The following is a 15,551-nucleotide window of genomic DNA, read 5'->3' as shown; positions in this document are numbered from 1 at the left end:
CTAGAGAATTTTGCGGTTGGCGATACACTGCGGCCGGTCAGTCAGGAGGTGATATGAGCGGTCAGGTTTTGGTAGTCGATGATGAAGCGGCAATCCGTGATGCGGTTCAGCAGTGGCTGGAGCTGTCCGGCTTCGAGGTCACTGCCTGCGCCAGCGCGGCCCAAGCCCTGAATCTGGTCGATCGCGAATTTAGCGGCGTGGTCATCACCGATGTACGTATGCCGGGCACTGATGGCTTGCAGTTGCTGGATAAACTGCTCGCCCAGGATGCTGACCAGCCGGTGATCATGGTCACTGGCCATGGTGATGTGCCGATGGCGGTTGAGGCCATGCGCAACGGCGCTTACGACTTCATCGAAAAGCCGTTCACCCCGGAACGCCTGCTCGACAGCGTGCGCCGGGCTGTGGATAAGCGTCGGCTGGTGTGTGAAAACCGCGAATTGCGCCAGCAGTCGGCGTTCAAAAACCGCATAGAAAGCCAGTTGCTGGGCCTTTCCAAACCGATGGTCAACTTGCGTCGGCAAATCCTTGAGCTGGCCGGAACCTCGGTCAATATCCTCATTCGCGGCGACACCGGTAGCGGCAAGGAGCGCGTTGCGCGTTGCCTGCATGACTTCAGTCCACGCGCCGACAAGCCGTTTGTTGCGCTCAACTGTGCGGCGATTCCAGAGCACTTGTTCGAGAGCGAATTATTCGGCCACGAGAGTGGCGCCTTCACGGGCGCCCAAGGCAAGCGCATTGGCCGCATAGAGCATGCACACGGCGGAACCCTGTTTCTCGACGAGATCGAAAGCCTGCCGCTGGCCCAGCAGGTCAAGCTGTTACGCGTGTTGCAGGAGAAAAGCCTTGAGCGTTTGGGCTCCAATCGCAGCATTCAGGTTGATCTGCGGGTCATCAGTGCGGTCAAACCCGACTTGCTTGACGAGGTCAAAGCCGGACGCTTCCGTGAAGACTTGTACTATCGCCTGAATGTCGCGGACTTGCAGTTGCCGCCGCTGCGTGAACGTCGGGAAGATATTCCGCTGCTGTTCGAGCATTTCGTTCAGGCGGCGGCCGTGCGCCATGAGCGCGCTGCACCGGCGTTGGCCTCCAGTGAACTGGCTCGGTTACTGGGGCATGACTGGCCCGGCAATGTGCGCGAGTTGATTAACGCAGCAGAGCGTCATGCGCTGGGGTTGAGTGCGCCGGCCGAGCACGTCGAGAGCAGCTCGCTGGCCGAGCAGATGGAAGCATTCGAGGCGCAGTGCCTGCACAACGCGTTGCTCAGTTGTCAGGGCAACATCAATCAGGTGATGGAAATGCTGCGTCTGCCGCGGCGCACCCTGAATGAGAAGATGCAACGCCATGGGTTGCAGCGCAGCACCTATCGCCCGGTTGGCAGCGTGGATGACGAATAGGCGTATTTTTGCCTATGGGATTTTTCGTATAAGCGGTTTTCCGCCTGATATGGCTGGTTTTTCAATCGAGATGGCTCTAGCACGGGTGTTTAGCAGCTTGGCACGGCATCTGCTATAGCTTTAGTCAGGCCGGTGCATCTGCGGCCACGAACAATAACGATCACAGGCCTGTATTCAATGCACAGGTAGTCGCCTGTCCGGTGACGTGCTGACTGATCGTCTACATTGAAAACTCTGCATAAAGCCATAACAACGACGGAGCTTCTTCCATGCGAATGACCAAACGTTTAAGCCTATTTGCTGCTGCCGCAACGCTGACTGCCAGCACTGCCGTACTCGCGGCGCCGACTTTCATCAACATCCTCACGGGCGGCACCAGCGGTGTTTACTACCCGATTGGCGTTGCGCTGTCGCAGCTCTACAGCAATGGCATCGAAGGTTCAAAAACCTCCGTACAGGCCACAAAGGCATCGGTTGAAAACCTCAATCTGCTGCAAGCCGGTCGCGGCGAGCTGGCCCTGGCTTTGGGTGACTCGGTTGCGGATGCCTGGACAGGCGTGGAAGACGCGGGCTTCAAGGCGCCGCTGAAAAAGCTGCGTGCAATCGCCGGTACTTACCCGAACTACATCCAGATTGTTGCCAGCAAAGAGTCCGGCATCACCACGCTGGCTGATCTCAAAGGCAAGAGCATTTCGGTGGGCGCACCCAAGTCCGGTACCGAACTCAACGCCCGTGCAATCTTCAAGGCCGCTGGCCTGAGCTATGAAGACATGGGCAAGGTCGAATTCCTGCCTTATGCCGAGTCGGTTGAACTGATCAAGAACCGTCAGCTGGATGCCACCCTGCAATCTTCGGGTCTGGGCATGGCGGCGATTCGTGACCTGTCTGCAACTCTGCCAATCAACTTCGTTTCGGTGCCAGCCGACGTTGTCAGCAAAATCGGTAACGACGCCTATCAGGCTGCAGTGATCCCGGCCGGTACTTACGACAACCAGACAGCTGATGTGCCGACTGTGGCCATCACCAACATTCTGGTCAGCCACGAAGGCGTGTCGGAAGAAACGGCGTATCAGATGACCAAGCTGATGTTTGAAAACCTCGACCGTCTGGGCAACGCCCACGCTGCGGCCAAGGACATCAAGCTGGAAACTGCTGCCAAGAACCTGCCGATCCCGCTGCATCCAGGTGCTGAGCGCTACTACAAAGAAGTTGGCGCGCTGTAAGCATCGTTTGCCGAAAGTGACCGGGTGGCTGTTGCCGCCCGGTCCAAAGCAGCCTTGGCGCGGCCACTCCGCACTTGGGCTAATCGCAACAACCGATGCAGCCGAACATGCTTAACGTGTGATTGGTATCGGCTGCAGACGTTTTGCAGAGGGAGCCTAATAAAGCCAGTGCCGCCTGGGCAGTCGGTTTTGTTAGCACCTCTATCGCAGTAGCAATATTGAGAGTGTTTGCGCCATGAGCGAGCAAAACCAGGGCCTGTCCGCCAACCCCGGCGAGTGGCCAAAAGCGCTGTTTATCGTAGCGCTGCTGTTCTCTGTTTTTCAGATCATCACTGCCGCGTTTCACCCGGTTTCAAGCCAGGTGTTGCGCGCCGTTCACGTTGGCTTCTTGTTGCTGACGGTGTTTATCAGCTTCTCCGCCACTGGCAAGGGTCGCCCTTGGCAACCGCTGGCCTGGCTGCTGGGTTTGGCCGGTATGGCGACGGCGGCGTATCAATGGATTTTCGAAGCCGACCTGATTCAGCGCTCCGGCGACCTCACCAGCATGGACATGTTTGTCGGCCTGGTGTTGGTGTTCTTGGTGTTCGAAGCCGCGCGCCGCGTCATGGGCATTGCCTTGCCGATTATTTGCGCGCTGTTTCTGGCTTACGGCCTGCTTGGCCAATACCTGCCAGGTGATTTGCAGCACCGTGGCTATGAGATCGACCAGTTGGTCAATCAGTTGGCTTACGGTACTGAAGGCCTGTACGGCACGCCGACCTATGTGTCTGCGACCTATATTTTCCTGTTCATCCTGTTCGGTGCGTTCCTCGAACAAGCCGGCATGATCAAGCTGTTCACTGATTTTGCCTTGGGCTTTTTCGGCCACAAGCTCGGTGGTCCGGCCAAGGTGTCGGTGGTGTCATCTGCGTTGATGGGCACGATCACCGGTTCCGGCGTTGCCAACGTGGTAACCACCGGCCAGTTCACCATTCCGCTGATGAAACGCTTCGGTTATCGCCCGGCCTTTGCCGGTGGCGTCGAGGCGACCTCCAGTATGGGCAGCCAGATCATGCCGCCGGTGATGGGTGCGGTCGCGTTCATCATGGCTGAAACCATTAACGTGCCGTTCTACGAAGTCGCCAAGGCGGCATTGCTGCCAGCCATTCTGTATTTCGGCTCGGTATTCTGGATGGTTCATCTGGAAGCCAAGCGGGCCAACCTGCTGGGCCTGCCGAAAGATCAGTGCCCGGATCCGTGGGCCGCGGTAAAAGCCCGCTGGTATCTGCTGATCCCGCTGTTCATTCTGGTTTACCTGCTGTTCTCGGGCCGCACGCCGTTGTTCAGCGGTATGGTCGGCTTGTCGCTGACAGCGATTGTGATTCTTGGCTCGGCGATCATCATGCGCGTCTCGTCACTGGGCCTGCGGATTGCCTTCTGGATTGCCCTGGGTCTGCTCTGCGCCGGTTTCTTCTCGATGGGTATAGGTGTGGTGTTTGGCGTTGTGGCTCTGTTGGTGGCCATCTGCTGGTTCATCAAGGGCGGCCGTGAAACGCTTACCGTCTGCCTGCATGCGCTTGTTGAAGGGGCTCGTCACGCTGTGCCGGTGGGTATTGCCTGCGCACTGGTCGGGGTGATTATTGGTGTGGTTTCCCTGACGGGCGTGGCGTCGACCTTTGCCGGTTACATTCTGGCCATCGGTCAGGACAACCTGTTCCTGTCGCTGGTGCTGACCATGCTTACCTGTCTGGTGCTGGGCATGGGTATTCCGACCATCCCCAACTACATCATTACCAGCTCGATCGCCGCCCCCGCGCTGCTGGATCTGGGCGTGCCGTTGGTGGTGTCGCACATGTTCGTGTTCTATTTCGGCATCATGGCTGATCTTACGCCGCCGGTAGCGCTGGCTTGTTTTGCGGCGGCGCCGATTGCCAAAGAGACTGGTTTGAAGATCAGCCTGTGGGCGATTCGTATCGCGATTGCCGGCTTCATCGTGCCGTTCATGGCGGTTTACGACCCGGCGCTGATGATGCAGAGCGATAGCTGGCTGGCGATTATCTATGCGCTGTTCAAGGCCGGTGTGGCGATTGGTTTGTGGGGCGTGGTGTTTACCGGCTACCTGCAATCCAAGCTGCCGTGGTGGGAGCGCGTGCTGGGCTTCGCCGCAGGGGCCAGCCTGATTCTGGCAACCCCGGCGAGTGACGAGATCGGTTTTGTGCTGGCGGCATTGTTCTTCTTTGCGCACTTCTGGCGTTCGCGCCGCAGTCAGGCGGCTACTGCATGATTGGTTTGTGCATGGGGCTTGCGGGCGCGGTCTGGGCGCAGTTGCCAGTCAGCGAATTTACCCTGGCCTGGAAGCACACAATTGAGCACATCCGCTGGGAAGAGGATTACCGCGTGACCGCCGAGGGCTTGCAACTCGGCGAGGCGCGGGTACGAGGTTCTGGTGCTGGCATGGAAATCCCTGCCGATGCCGAACTGCGTGAGGGCAGCTGGCATTACCATCGCCAGCTTCCACCCTTGCAACCCCTGCGCTTGGGACGAACTCCCGAGGCCGGGGATTACCAACTGTGTTTTAACCAACGTTGCCAGGCGGCAAGTAAATGGCTCGGCCCGCCAAAAGCGAGCCAGCCGGCGTTGGAACTCTGGAGCTGTGAGTTCGACTCCCCTGCAGCGAACGGTGCAGGCAAGGGCTGACATGTCGGCCTGCTCCCGGCGCCACAAGCACCGGTATACTGTTGAATCGAACCCCCATTCGGCTAACGCCTGTGGGGGTTTTGTTCGTCTGCGACGGGACGTTTTCAGGGCGCTTAACAGGCCCGCTCATTAAGGGATTTGATCGTGAGTGATTTGAGTTACACCACTTATTACCTGCAAATGCTCAGCCCGCAGCAACTGCGCAGCAAACCGCTGCCGACAGCGCTGAGCATCGTCGAGTGTGAGTTCAAGCAGTATCAACTCAATCGGTTTCTTTATCAGCTGGTGGGTGAGCCGTGGCAGTGGACCGATAAGCTGGTGTGGACGCCCGAGCAGTGGCAGGCGTTGGTCAATGCCGATAATCACCGCACCTGGGTGGCGTATTACCGGGGCGCGATTGCCGGTTATTACGAGCTGCAAATGACCGGGGATGGCGACGTTGAGATTCTCTACTTTGGTTTGGCCGAGGCGTTTTTCGGTCAGGGCTTCGGCGGCCCGATGCTCAGCCATGCCTTGCAGTCCGCGTGGAACTGGCCCGGCGTGAAACGCGTCTGGGTGCATACCTGCACGCTCGATCACCCAAGTGCGCTGAGCAACTATCAGGCGCGCGGGCTTGAGATCTATAAACAAGAGCTGACGACCGAAGCCGCGCAGTGATGTGCTCTGGCTGAAGGCGCGATAGACTGGCTGGGTTATTAACCATTGATCCACCGGAGCATGTTATGTCTACACGGAGTCGCAAAACACTGATTCTCGGGCTGGTCTGTCTACTTCCTACACTGGCGAGCGCTGCGCCTATCCTGCCTGGTCTGTGGGAAGTCAGCACAGACAAGATGGAGGTAGATGGTAAAGCGATGCCGGGCATGGAAGAGATGTTCAAGAAGGTTAAGCAAATGCCGGATGAGCAGCGCAAGGTGATGGAAGACATGATGAAGCGCCAGGGCATCCGACTTGGCGAGAAGGGCATTCAGGTGTGCATGAGCGAGGAGCAGGTGAACGCCAATCATCTGCCGTTGCTGGACACCAATTCGGGTTGCTCGCAAAACATCACCGAGCGCACCGACAAAGTCTGGAAGTTCGAATACCTGTGCCCGAATACTCGCGGTGAAGGCGAAACCCACTTTGCCAGCAAGAAGGCCTTCACCACCAAAGTGAAGACTCACTTCCAAACCGAGAACGGCGAGAAAGACGGCTCCATTGAATCGAGCGCCCGCTGGGTCGGTGCCGATTGCGACACCTTGGCGCCTCGCTAAAACCCGGTCAGTAAAGGTCGCGTCGATAGCGCCCGCTCAGGCTTAGCTGGCTCAGCCGTTCAGGCCCCAGCAACTCGCGCAGGCAGCTGTCGACGCCGCGACCAAGCTTTTCCAGGCTGCCGCAAACATAGATTGCCGCGCCCTGATTTAGCCAGTATTCCAGCGTTTCTGCGTTCTCGCGCAGGGCGTCCTGCACATAACGCAGCCGCTCACCGTCGCGTGAAAAGACCCGGTCCAGCCGCTCAAGGTGGCCGCTGCGCTGCCAGCCCGTAAGTGTCTCATCGAACAACGCGTCATGCGCGCGCTCGCGCTCACCCATGATCAGCCAGTTGCGTGACCGCGCACCTGCAGCGCGTTCGTGCAGGTGCGCGAGCAACCCTGCCAAGCCACTGCCGCTGCCGAGCAGAATCATCGGTACTTCCGGCGCCGGGCCGTGAAATCCGGGATTGCGGCGGATGCGCAGATCAATCCATTCACCCAGATCTGCGTGACGACACAGCCAGCCGGAGCCGAGCCCGAGGCGCCCGTCGGCCTGATGTTGTTCGCGCACCAGCAAATCGATGCGACCCTGCGCATGGCTGGAGGCGATTGAGTATTCACGGTGAGCCAGCGGTTTCAGGTTGTCGATCAAATCTTCGACGCCACCTTCGAGCAGATGCTGGTCGGGCGCTGGCAAATGATGGCGACTGAGCACCTCAGCCAGGCTCTGACCGTCATCCAAGGGCGTATCTGCGGGCATGCCCAAGCCTTGCAGGTATTCAGCTACATGCTCGGCTGAATGCCGTGGGCCGATCTCGACAATATCTCCGGCCTGCCACTCGGCGGAGTCCGCACCTTGCAGGCTCAGATGATGAATCGGCGCGGCGCTGCTTCCGGGATTCAGGCACGTGCGCCGGACCAGTTGCCAAGGCCGATAATGCGCGGGCTGCCAGTCGACAAAGTCACTGTTGGCGCTCAGGTGCGCCAGTTGTTGCTGCCAGTGGCGCAAAGTGCCGGGGTCGAGATTATCCACTCTGAGCAAGTCGAATAACGGCTCGGCGCCGCGTGCTTGTAAGCGCTGTTGCAAACGTTCACCCAGCGCACAGAACTGCGCGTACTGGCTATCACCCAACGCCAGAATCGCGAACTGCAGGTTGGCCAGTGACGAGGTTTTTGCAAACAACTCGTGCTCGAAACGCACGGCGTTATCCGGCGCCTCGCCCTCACCGTAGGTACTCACGACCAGCAACAGGCGCTGCGCAGCAGACAATTGCTCAAGGTTGATCTGGTTAAGGGGCAGGCACTGCGCCGCCACCTTGCTTTCAATCAACTGCGCACAACTGCGCTCGGCAATCTGTTGCGCCTGACCGCTCTGGCTCGCATAGGCAACCAACAACGTGTCGGCATTGCTTGCTTCGGGGCGAGCGCGGCGGTGTTGCCATGCGCATTGCGCACACAGCGCCACATACACCAGACAAATGAGCAGCGCAGATATTTCGCGCGCCGGCTGCAGCCACAGTAAAGCTGCCGCGAGCAGCAGGCTGACAGGTACAGGCCAGCGACGAAGGATGGAATGAGCGATCAAGGCGGGCCGCTTAAACTGGAGGATGAAAAAGAAGGCGCCGCTGTCGTCTTGGCCGACAGCGGCGAGGCAGGCTTAAGGCGCCAGCACTTCCAGCGTGGCGCTGTAGGACGCGCGACGCTCAGTGGCGGGTGCTTTAACCCCGTCCTTGCTGCTCAGCTCAGCTTCGAGCCAGTACATGCCCGCTTCGTGCCAGGTGATGCTGATTTTGCCGTCGGCATCGCTGGTGGTTTTGATTTCACCCAGATGATCACGGTAGCGGTTGCCACCGGGAATCACACTCACCGCAACGTCTTTGGCCGGCTTGCCATCGAGCAGCAAAGTGAACTCGGCCGCCTCACCAGCAAACAGGTCGTTGGGGTGAGTGATCGGCGCCAGTTCCAGGCCGACACCGGTGGTTTTCAGCACGGTTTCAGTTGGGTTGCCCGAGGTCACGAACACTTCCATGCGGTTGCTGTTCTGCGCCACTTTGAGGTCTTTGGCGTCGCTCGGAACCTGCTTGGCGAAGTCTGCTTCCTTACCCATCCAGCGGCGCTTTTCACCGTTCTCGGTGTAGCTGGCAAACAGGCCACTGTTGGCGATGGCCAGCTTGTAAGTACCTTTCTGGGTGAGATGAACATCGAAGGTGCTGCGGTAGCGACCGATGCTGCCGTTTTCAGCTTTGATGCTGCTGCCGTCCGGCGCCAACAGTTGCAGTTCAGCAGCCGGGCGTGGGCGCATGCCTGGAGGGCCACCGGCTTTACCGGCGTCGAGTTTGCCGATACCGGCAATGCGCAGCGGGAAGTGCTCGAAGTAGAACAGGTCGTTGGAAACAGCGGCATCAACGGTGACCCACGGATCTTCGCCGGATAAAACCGTCGCTGAAGGCAGCATCCAGGCGCGGTGGGCTTGTGCGCTGAGTGGCAGGCAAACAGCTAGGGTCAGGGCAGTCCATTTGATGATGGGGTGCATGGCAAGCTTCCTTAGAATGGCGTATTTCAGGGATCGGCGGGTTTAGGGAGTCAGGGTCAGGTTGATCTGGCCCAACTCGGTTTTGCCTTTGCTGTTGCTCTCGGCGCGTTCCTGCGGCGGCCAGGTAAATGGCAGGCGCAGCAATTCGCGGCCACCCACCTCGCGGGCAGCCTCCACAACAACGCGATACTCGCCCGCAGGCAAGTTATTGAAAGGCGCATCGGCGCTGTTGAATGTCAGTGATTGCTTGCCGACAGCGCGGGTTGCACCGCTCACACCATCAATCGGCATTTCCAGGCTGCGACCGCTACGGCGCCACCATTGGCGCAGGTCTTTGAGCCATTTTTCGCCTTCTTTGTCCTTGAGTTTCTGGTCGTACCAGACCGCCAGATTGGCGACGTGCTTCTGGTTCGGCTGCTCCAGCCAAATAGCGACATAGGGGCGATGGTATTCGGCGACCTGCAAGCGCGGGATTTCTACATCCAGTTTTACTTCGGCGGCCATTACAGGGGCGCTGAGTAGCGCGCAGAAAGGCAGGAGCAAGCGTTTCGACATAGCAATGTCCTTATTAGTGGATAAACAGCAGCGCCAGTAACACGGGGAGAACCAAGCCCAGACCCAGCATCGGCCAGGTAGTGGGTCGGTTACTGGCGTAGCGCTTGAGTAACAGCAGGCCGCTGAGGCTGAACACCACGCACAGCCCAGCGAAAATATCGATAAACCAGGACCAGGCAGCACCGGTGTTGCGACCTTTGTGCAGGTCGTTGAGGTAGGCAATCCAGCCGCGATCAGTGCGCTCGTACTCCAGCTCGCCGGTCTGGATATCCAGGCTCAGCCAGGCGTCACCACCGGGGCGGGGCAGGCCGATGTACAGCTCGCTGTCCGACCATTCTGCCGTGCGGCCATCCAACTGCACCGGCAACTCGGCTTGCAGCCACTGCCTGAGCGCCAGCGGTATTCCTGTGCTGGGCATATCAGCCTGCAATGTGGCTTGCAGCTCGGCTGGGAGCTCGGCGTGGTGGCTGGTGATTGTCGGTTTGGCTTCTATCTGCGCGGCGTGATTGAGGGTGATGCCGGTAATGGCAAACAGCAGCATGCCGGCCAGGCACAGGGCAGAACTCAGCCAATGCCATTGGCGCAGCGTACCGAGCCAGGGAAGAGCGCTCATAAAGTTCACATTACGAAGAGAATGAGAACGATTCTATAAGGTTTTTAATGCAAATGGGAAACCTTTACAAAATCTATACGTTGCCGGCCCTGCACTCATGTGTATCTGAAACCTGCGGTTTTAAAGGGTCAAAGGCATGAATCTGTGGTGGGGCGGGGCAAAACTTTCGGAACGCAGTTAAATGATAATACTTCGCAATTGTATTGACGGAGAACAGCCGAACTGTAAACATATAATGATAACCATTATCAATAGTGCTGGGTGATCCAGGCTGTCTTGGGTGCCCAGAGGTGCTGCGGATGGCTGTAGAGCATCCAGATTTCCTGGAAGGGGAGCTCTGTGTTGTCGTACAAGACCCGTTTGGCGCTGGCCATCGCTGCAACAATCAGCTGCACTCATGCATGGGCCGAAGATCAGGCAAGCGTCACGCTCGAAGCGCAGACCGTTGTGGGCAGCACCGCCGCCGAAGATCCTGATAGCTACAAGCCAGTCAGCAGCAGCGCGGCGACCAAGCTTGATCTGACGCCACGGCAAACGCCGCAGTCGATGTCGACCATTACCGGTGCGCAGTTACAGGACTTCCAGTTAGACAGCGTTAACGATGCCCTCAAATACACCACCGGGATTCAGGTGGAAGAAGTTGAAACCGATCGCACCTATTACACCGCGCGCGGTTTTGATATCACCAACTTTCAGTACGACGGCATTGGTATTCCGTTTGTTTACGGCAACGTCGAAGGTGATCTCGACACCGCCATGTTCGAGCGGATTGAAGTGGTGCGCGGCGCCAACGGTTTGATGTCCGGCACCGGCAACCCGTCGGCCACCATCAACTTCATCCGCAAGCGCCCGACCTTTACCCCGCAAGCATCGATCGATCTCACCGCCGGTTCCTGGGACAAGCGGCGCATCGATGTCGACGCCTCGGGTGCGCTGACTGATTCGGGCAATATTCGTGGGCGAGTGGTCTACGCCAACGAAAACAAGAACTCCTATCTCGACCGCTATTCGCGTGAGAAGAACGTGTTTTACGGGATCATCGAGGCAGATCTTGATGAGCGCACGATGTTCAGCATCGGCCACACCCTGCAAAAGAGCGACGCCAACAGCCCGATGTGGGGCGCTTTGCCACTCAATTTCAGTGATGGCTCACCGACCAATTACGACGTATCGACCAGCACCGCAACCGACTGGGCTTACTGGGACAATCAGGAAAACCGCAGCTTCGCCGAGTTGGTTCACCGTTTCGACAACGGCTGGCAAGCCAAAGGCGTGCTCACCTATGTCGAGAAGACCAGCGATGGCTCGATGTTTTATGTCTACGGCGAACCTGACCGCGACACCGGGCTGGGTTTGTTCAGCTATCCGTCCGAGTACAACGAGAAGAACAAGCAGCTGATCGCAGATGTGTACGCCAACGGCCCGTTCATGCTTGGCGGGCGGCAGCACGAGTTGGTGGTCGGCGCCAGTTGGTCGAAATCCGAGCTTGAAGATCTGTCGTGGTACGACTCCACCACCGGCACCGCATTGCCGCCACTGGAAAGCTGGAATGGCGACTATGCCAAGCCACTGAACGACGCCGGAAGTGCCGGCAGTGACTTCACCGACAAGATGAAAAGCGCCTATTCGGCGGCGCGTTTCAGCCTGGCAGACAGCTTGAGTCTGATTGTCGGCGCGCGTGCGATTGATCTCGACAGCGAAGGCGAGAACTACGGTGACAGCAAGGCCACCAGCGAGAACAAAATCGTCCCGTATACCGGCGTGGTGTACGACCTTAACGATGAGTATTCGCTGTACGCCAGTTACACCGAGATATTCACTCCGCAAACCAAAGAAACCTTTGCCGGTGACCGACTCGATCCAATCGAAGGGGTGAACTACGAAGCCGGTATTAAGGGTGAGTTGTTCGACGATACGGTGAATGTTTCGTTCGCCGTATTCCGCACCGAGCAGGACAATATTGCCGAAGTGGCCGGCATGAGCGGCGCGACCACCTATTACTCAGCCGCCGAAGGGATTACCAGCGAAGGTTATGAACTGGAGGTTTCCGGCGAACTGCTGCCTGGTTTACAGACCACCGCCGGCTACACCTTTGTTGATATCACCGATGCCGATGACCGCCATGCGGTGACCTACGCACCCAAACATATGGTGCGTGCATCCACGACGTATCGGGTGCCCGGCATCGACAAACTCAAGGTCGGTGGCAGCCTCAGCTGGCAGGACGAAATTTACAACGGCATTGCCGAGCAGGACAGCTACGCACTGGTCAACCTGATGGCCAGTTACGAGATCGACGAGCACTGGAACGTCTCGGCCAATCTCAACAACCTCACCGATGAAAAGTACCTGACCAGCCTGTACTGGACGCAGGCCTATTACGGTGCTCCACGTAACGCCAGCATGACGGTCAGCTGGAAATACTGAATACCGGCGCCCCGCAAGCGGCATTGCGGGGCGCGGCTTATGGGATAGTTTATGCGCGCAGCACTGGTTCGTTTACACCGCTGGTTTGGCTTATTCATCGCGGTGTTCCTGATTGTCTCCGGCCTGACCGGCGCGATCATTTCCTGGGATCATGAGATCGACGAGTGGCTTAACCCCACGTTGTTCAAGTCCACCACGGTGGGCACCCCACAATCGCCGCTGGAGTTGGCCGATCAACTGGAGGCGCGCGACCCGCGTTTGCAGGTCGGCTTCATGCCGCTGTACACCGAGCCCGGCCATGCCTTTGGCATGAGCGTTAATCCGCGCGTCGACCCGGCCACCAACAAAGCCTATGAGCTGGGCTTCAACCAGCTCGCACTCGATCCGGTTACAGCGCAAGAGCAGGGCAAGCGCATGTGGGGTGCGGTGTCGTTGACCCGCGAAAACCTCATGCCATTTCTCTACAAACTGCATTACAGCATGCATATTCCCGATGGTTTTGGCATTGAACTGGGCGTGCTGCTGTTCGGGATCGTGGCGATAGTATGGACGCTGGATGCCTTTGTTGCGCTGTGGTTGTCGTTCCCCAGTTGGCGCGCGTGGCGCAAGTCGTTGGCGTTTCGTGTGCGTCAGGGCGGCTACAAGCTCAACTTCGATCTGCACCGTTCAGGCGGTGTGTGGATCTGGCTGCTGTTGCTGGTGCTGGCAGTTACGTCGGTGTCGATGAACCTCAATGTACAAGTAACGCGGCCGCTGGTTGAGCTGTTCTCGCCGCTTACGCCGAGCCCGTTTGCCAGTCGCACACCGGTGAGTCTCGATCAGCAGGTATCGCCTGCGATCAATCGGGCGCAGGTGGTTGCGCGGGCCAGCAGCGATGCCCCTGAGTTGGGGATCACCAACCCGGCGGGCGGGGTGTTCTATTCGCCGGAGTTTGATGTGTATGGCGTCGGCTTCTACACCGCCGAAAATGATCATGGCGATGGCGGGCTGGGCAATCCGTGGCTGTATTACGATGGCCAGACTGGCGAGCCGGTGGGCCACTCGATTCCGGGCACCGGCAGTGCCGGGGATATTTTCATGCAGGCACAGTTCCCGCTGCATTCAGGGCGGATTCTCGGCATGCCGGGGCGTATTCTGGTGTCGGTGATGGGTTTGGCGGTTGCCGGCTTATCCATCACCGGGCTGGTGATCTGGGCCAGAAAGCGCCGTTCGCGGGTGCTCGGTCGCGAACGCCGCAGTGTGCTGAAGCAGGCCGTCAGCTAGCGCGCTGGCCAGCTGACTAACGCCTCAGACGTTAGAGGATCGGCGAAACCAGACGCGCGACGCGCATGCCGAATTGCTGCAGGACGTTGACGCTTTTACGGTCAGCGGTTTGCAGCTCACGGGCCAGTTTGAAGTCATCGTTGAGCATCTGCTCAACCTCCAGGGCGAAGGTGTTATCCACCGTCAGCAGGTTGATTTCGAAATTCAGCCGGAACGAGCGGTTATCGAAGTTGGCGCTGCCGATGATGGCGGCGCCAGAGTCGATAAGCATGGCCTTCTGGTGAATAAATCCGGGCTGGTAGCAGAACACGCGAATGCCACCTTTCATGGCCTGAAAGGCGTACAGGCGAGTCGCGGCCGATACCACTTTGCTGTCGCCATGCGCGGGGATCATCACGCGCACATCGACACCGCGCAGCACCGCCAGGCGCAAGGCCGCGTCCAGTGCCTCATCCGGAATAAAGTAAGGCGTGGAGATCCAGATGCGCTCATTGGCGGCATGGATCGCTTCGACGAACAACAGCGAACCGGTTTCCTGCGGGTCTGCCGGCCCGCTGGGGATGACCTGACACAGCACTCCGCCCGCGTCGAAATGTTCAGGCAGTACCAGCTTGGGCAGTTCATGGGTGGCCCAGAACCAATCCTGTGCGAACGACACCTGCAAGCTCGCCACCACCGGCCCGTGAATCTGCACATGCGTATCGCGCCACGGCGAGAGCTTGGGGTCTTTGCCCATGTACTCGTCGCCCACGTTGTGGCCGCCAACGAAACCGGTGATGCCATCGACCACGACGATTTTGCGGTGATTGCGGAAGTTCAGCTGGAAGCGATCAAGGATGCCGCCGCCCGTTGGGAACTCACTGACGTTTACGCCGCCAGCGCGCAGGCTGTCGACATAGGCTGCGGGGAGGGCATGGCTGCCGATACCGTCGTAAAGGAAGTAAACCTGCACACCTGCTGCTGCGCGCTCAAGCATGGCTTGATGCATACGTTTGCCGAGTTCGTCATCGTGAACAATGTAAAACTGAATCAGCGCCACCTTCTGCGCCTGGCTCAGGGCCGTGAAGATGGCGGCAAAGGTATCTTGTCCGTTAACTAGCAACTTGACCTGATTATTCGCCAGGCACGGCAGACGGCTGAGCTTGGGCAGTGCGCGCAGACGACGGTACAGCGGCGACTCACGAGCGGCTTCTGCCTCAGCCAGCCACGGCTTGGAGTCCAGCGAAGTCATGGCCTGACGCATCTCTTCGTCACACTTGCGACGCGCTTTCACGTAAGCGTCGAAACGGCTGCGGCCAAATACGATGTAGGGCAACAGGGTCAGGTAGGGCATGAAGAATAATGACAAACCCCAGGCCAGCGCGCCTTGCGCGGTACGCACGGTGAGCACGGCATGAACGGCGGCAATCAGCCCGCACAGGTGAATGGAGATAAGCAGGTAGCTGAGAAAATGGGGCATGCCGAAATCCGCGAGCATTACTTAGTCCTTTATTGAGCCTTCAGAGCAGAGATAGTGCAGTGATTGGCTGGCGTTAGTCTAAAGTTTAATTGGCTGGACTTGTGCAGAGTAGTAGTCCCCCAGACTGCACGATTGGCGCATGACTGTTAGTATGGTTGGTTGAGTCGATTGCG

The 15,551-nt window shown here is 58.5% G+C and carries 13 protein-coding genes; 8 read left to right on the top strand and 5 right to left on the bottom strand.

Translation table 11 applies throughout. From position 1 onward, the window contains the following. Positions 1-53: 53 nt before the first annotated feature. The 6 genes from PMYSY11_RS21645 to PMYSY11_RS21620 all read left to right on the top strand — a co-directional run bounded on the left by PMYSY11_RS21645 (position 54) and on the right by PMYSY11_RS21620 (position 6,549). Entirely contained in the window at positions 54-1,397 is a 1,344-nt protein-coding gene (locus PMYSY11_RS21645; RefSeq protein WP_150547957.1) for a sigma-54-dependent transcriptional regulator, read from the top strand. A 269-nt stretch (positions 1,398-1,666) separates the two neighbouring features. After that, positions 1,667-2,620: a TAXI family TRAP transporter solute-binding subunit gene (locus PMYSY11_RS21640; protein WP_150547956.1), complete on the top strand. Its 954-nt coding sequence runs from the start codon at positions 1,667-1,669 to the stop codon at positions 2,618-2,620. 235 nt (positions 2,621-2,855) lie between these two features. Then, positions 2,856-4,883: a TRAP transporter permease gene (locus tag PMYSY11_RS21635; RefSeq protein WP_069900008.1), complete on the top strand. Its 2,028-nt coding sequence runs from the start codon at positions 2,856-2,858 to the stop codon at positions 4,881-4,883. Further along, entirely contained in the window at positions 4,880-5,296 is a 417-nt protein-coding gene (locus PMYSY11_RS21630; RefSeq protein WP_150547955.1) for a DUF1850 domain-containing protein, read from the top strand. The genes PMYSY11_RS21635 and PMYSY11_RS21630 overlap by 4 nt, the downstream gene beginning before the upstream one ends. A gap of 180 nt (positions 5,297-5,476) precedes the next feature. After that, positions 5,477-5,953: a GNAT family N-acetyltransferase gene (locus PMYSY11_RS21625; RefSeq protein ID WP_090512713.1), complete on the top strand. Its 477-nt coding sequence runs from the start codon at positions 5,477-5,479 to the stop codon at positions 5,951-5,953. Positions 5,954-6,018: 65 nt separating this feature from the next. Continuing rightward, positions 6,019-6,549, top strand: coding sequence for a DUF3617 domain-containing protein (locus tag PMYSY11_RS21620; RefSeq protein WP_069900006.1), 531 nt, complete (start codon positions 6,019-6,021; stop codon positions 6,547-6,549). 7 nt (positions 6,550-6,556) lie between these two features. Here the strand turns inward: PMYSY11_RS21620 and PMYSY11_RS21615 are convergent, their stop codons facing one another. The 4 genes from PMYSY11_RS21615 to PMYSY11_RS21600 form a co-directional block, all read right to left on the bottom strand. After that, positions 6,557-8,113 carry a sulfite reductase subunit alpha gene (locus PMYSY11_RS21615; protein ID WP_150547954.1) on the bottom strand — a complete coding sequence of 519 codons (1,557 nt, stop codon included), beginning with the start codon at positions 8,111-8,113 and terminating at the stop codon, positions 6,557-6,559. Positions 8,114-8,185: 72 nt separating this feature from the next. Next, positions 8,186-9,061, bottom strand: coding sequence for a DUF4198 domain-containing protein (locus tag PMYSY11_RS21610; RefSeq protein WP_150547953.1), 876 nt, complete (start codon positions 9,059-9,061; stop codon positions 8,186-8,188). Positions 9,062-9,103: 42 nt separating this feature from the next. Continuing rightward, a complete protein-coding gene (locus PMYSY11_RS21605; protein WP_150547952.1) occupies positions 9,104-9,616 on the bottom strand; it encodes a DUF2271 domain-containing protein in 513 nt (170 codons plus the stop codon). Positions 9,617-9,629: 13 nt separating this feature from the next. After that, positions 9,630-10,229: a PepSY-associated TM helix domain-containing protein gene (locus PMYSY11_RS21600; RefSeq protein WP_150547951.1), complete on the bottom strand. Its 600-nt coding sequence runs from the start codon at positions 10,227-10,229 to the stop codon at positions 9,630-9,632. 339 nt (positions 10,230-10,568) lie between these two features. On the opposite strand from PMYSY11_RS21600, the gene PMYSY11_RS21595 reads away from it, so the two are divergent. Both PMYSY11_RS21595 and PMYSY11_RS21590 read left to right on the top strand, forming a co-directional pair. After that, positions 10,569-12,656 carry a TonB-dependent siderophore receptor gene (locus tag PMYSY11_RS21595; protein WP_150547950.1) on the top strand — a complete coding sequence of 696 codons (2,088 nt, stop codon included), beginning with the start codon at positions 10,569-10,571 and terminating at the stop codon, positions 12,654-12,656. Positions 12,657-12,707: 51 nt separating this feature from the next. Beyond that, complete coding sequence (locus PMYSY11_RS21590; RefSeq protein WP_150547949.1) at positions 12,708-13,919, top strand: PepSY-associated TM helix domain-containing protein; 1,212 nt, start codon at positions 12,708-12,710, stop codon at positions 13,917-13,919. Positions 13,920-13,950: 31 nt separating this feature from the next. Here the strand turns inward: PMYSY11_RS21590 and cls are convergent, their stop codons facing one another. Further along, positions 13,951-15,396 (bottom strand): cardiolipin synthase, encoded by a 1,446-nt coding sequence (gene cls / locus PMYSY11_RS21585; protein ID WP_150547948.1) that lies wholly within the window; start codon positions 15,394-15,396, stop codon positions 13,951-13,953. Positions 15,397-15,551 lie beyond the last annotated feature (155 nt).

It is taken from the genome of Pseudomonas marincola, from assembly GCF_900682675.2.
In the GTDB taxonomy this organism is placed as follows: Bacteria; Pseudomonadota; Gammaproteobacteria; order Pseudomonadales; family Pseudomonadaceae; genus Aquipseudomonas; species Aquipseudomonas marincola.
Note: the sequence above shows the minus strand (reverse complement) of the source record. Positions and strands in the feature narration are given on the sequence as shown.

Bases quoted from the DNA above. Each gene is read 5' to 3' on its own strand.
- PMYSY11_RS21645 (WP_150547957.1), top strand. From the start codon at position 54: ATGAGCGGTCAGGTTTTGGTAGTCGATGATGAAGCGGCAATCCGTGAT.
- PMYSY11_RS21635 (WP_069900008.1), top strand. From the start codon at position 2,856: ATGAGCGAGCAAAACCAGGGCCTGTCCGCCAACCCCGGCGAGTGGCCA.
- PMYSY11_RS21605 (WP_150547952.1), bottom strand. From the start codon at position 9,616: ATGTCGAAACGCTTGCTCCTGCCTTTCTGCGCGCTACTCAGCGCCCCT.
- PMYSY11_RS21600 (WP_150547951.1), bottom strand. From the start codon at position 10,229: ATGAGCGCTCTTCCCTGGCTCGGTACGCTGCGCCAATGGCATTGGCTG.
- PMYSY11_RS21640 (WP_150547956.1), top strand. From the start codon at position 1,667: ATGCGAATGACCAAACGTTTAAGCCTATTTGCTGCTGCCGCAACGCTG.
- cls (WP_150547948.1), bottom strand. From the start codon at position 15,396: ATGCTCGCGGATTTCGGCATGCCCCATTTTCTCAGCTACCTGCTTATC.
- PMYSY11_RS21625 (WP_090512713.1), top strand. From the start codon at position 5,477: ATGCTCAGCCCGCAGCAACTGCGCAGCAAACCGCTGCCGACAGCGCTG.
- PMYSY11_RS21630 (WP_150547955.1), top strand. From the start codon at position 4,880: ATGATTGGTTTGTGCATGGGGCTTGCGGGCGCGGTCTGGGCGCAGTTG.
- PMYSY11_RS21590 (WP_150547949.1), top strand. From the start codon at position 12,708: ATGCGCGCAGCACTGGTTCGTTTACACCGCTGGTTTGGCTTATTCATC.
- PMYSY11_RS21620 (WP_069900006.1), top strand. From the start codon at position 6,019: ATGTCTACACGGAGTCGCAAAACACTGATTCTCGGGCTGGTCTGTCTA.
- PMYSY11_RS21610 (WP_150547953.1), bottom strand. From the start codon at position 9,061: ATGCACCCCATCATCAAATGGACTGCCCTGACCCTAGCTGTTTGCCTG.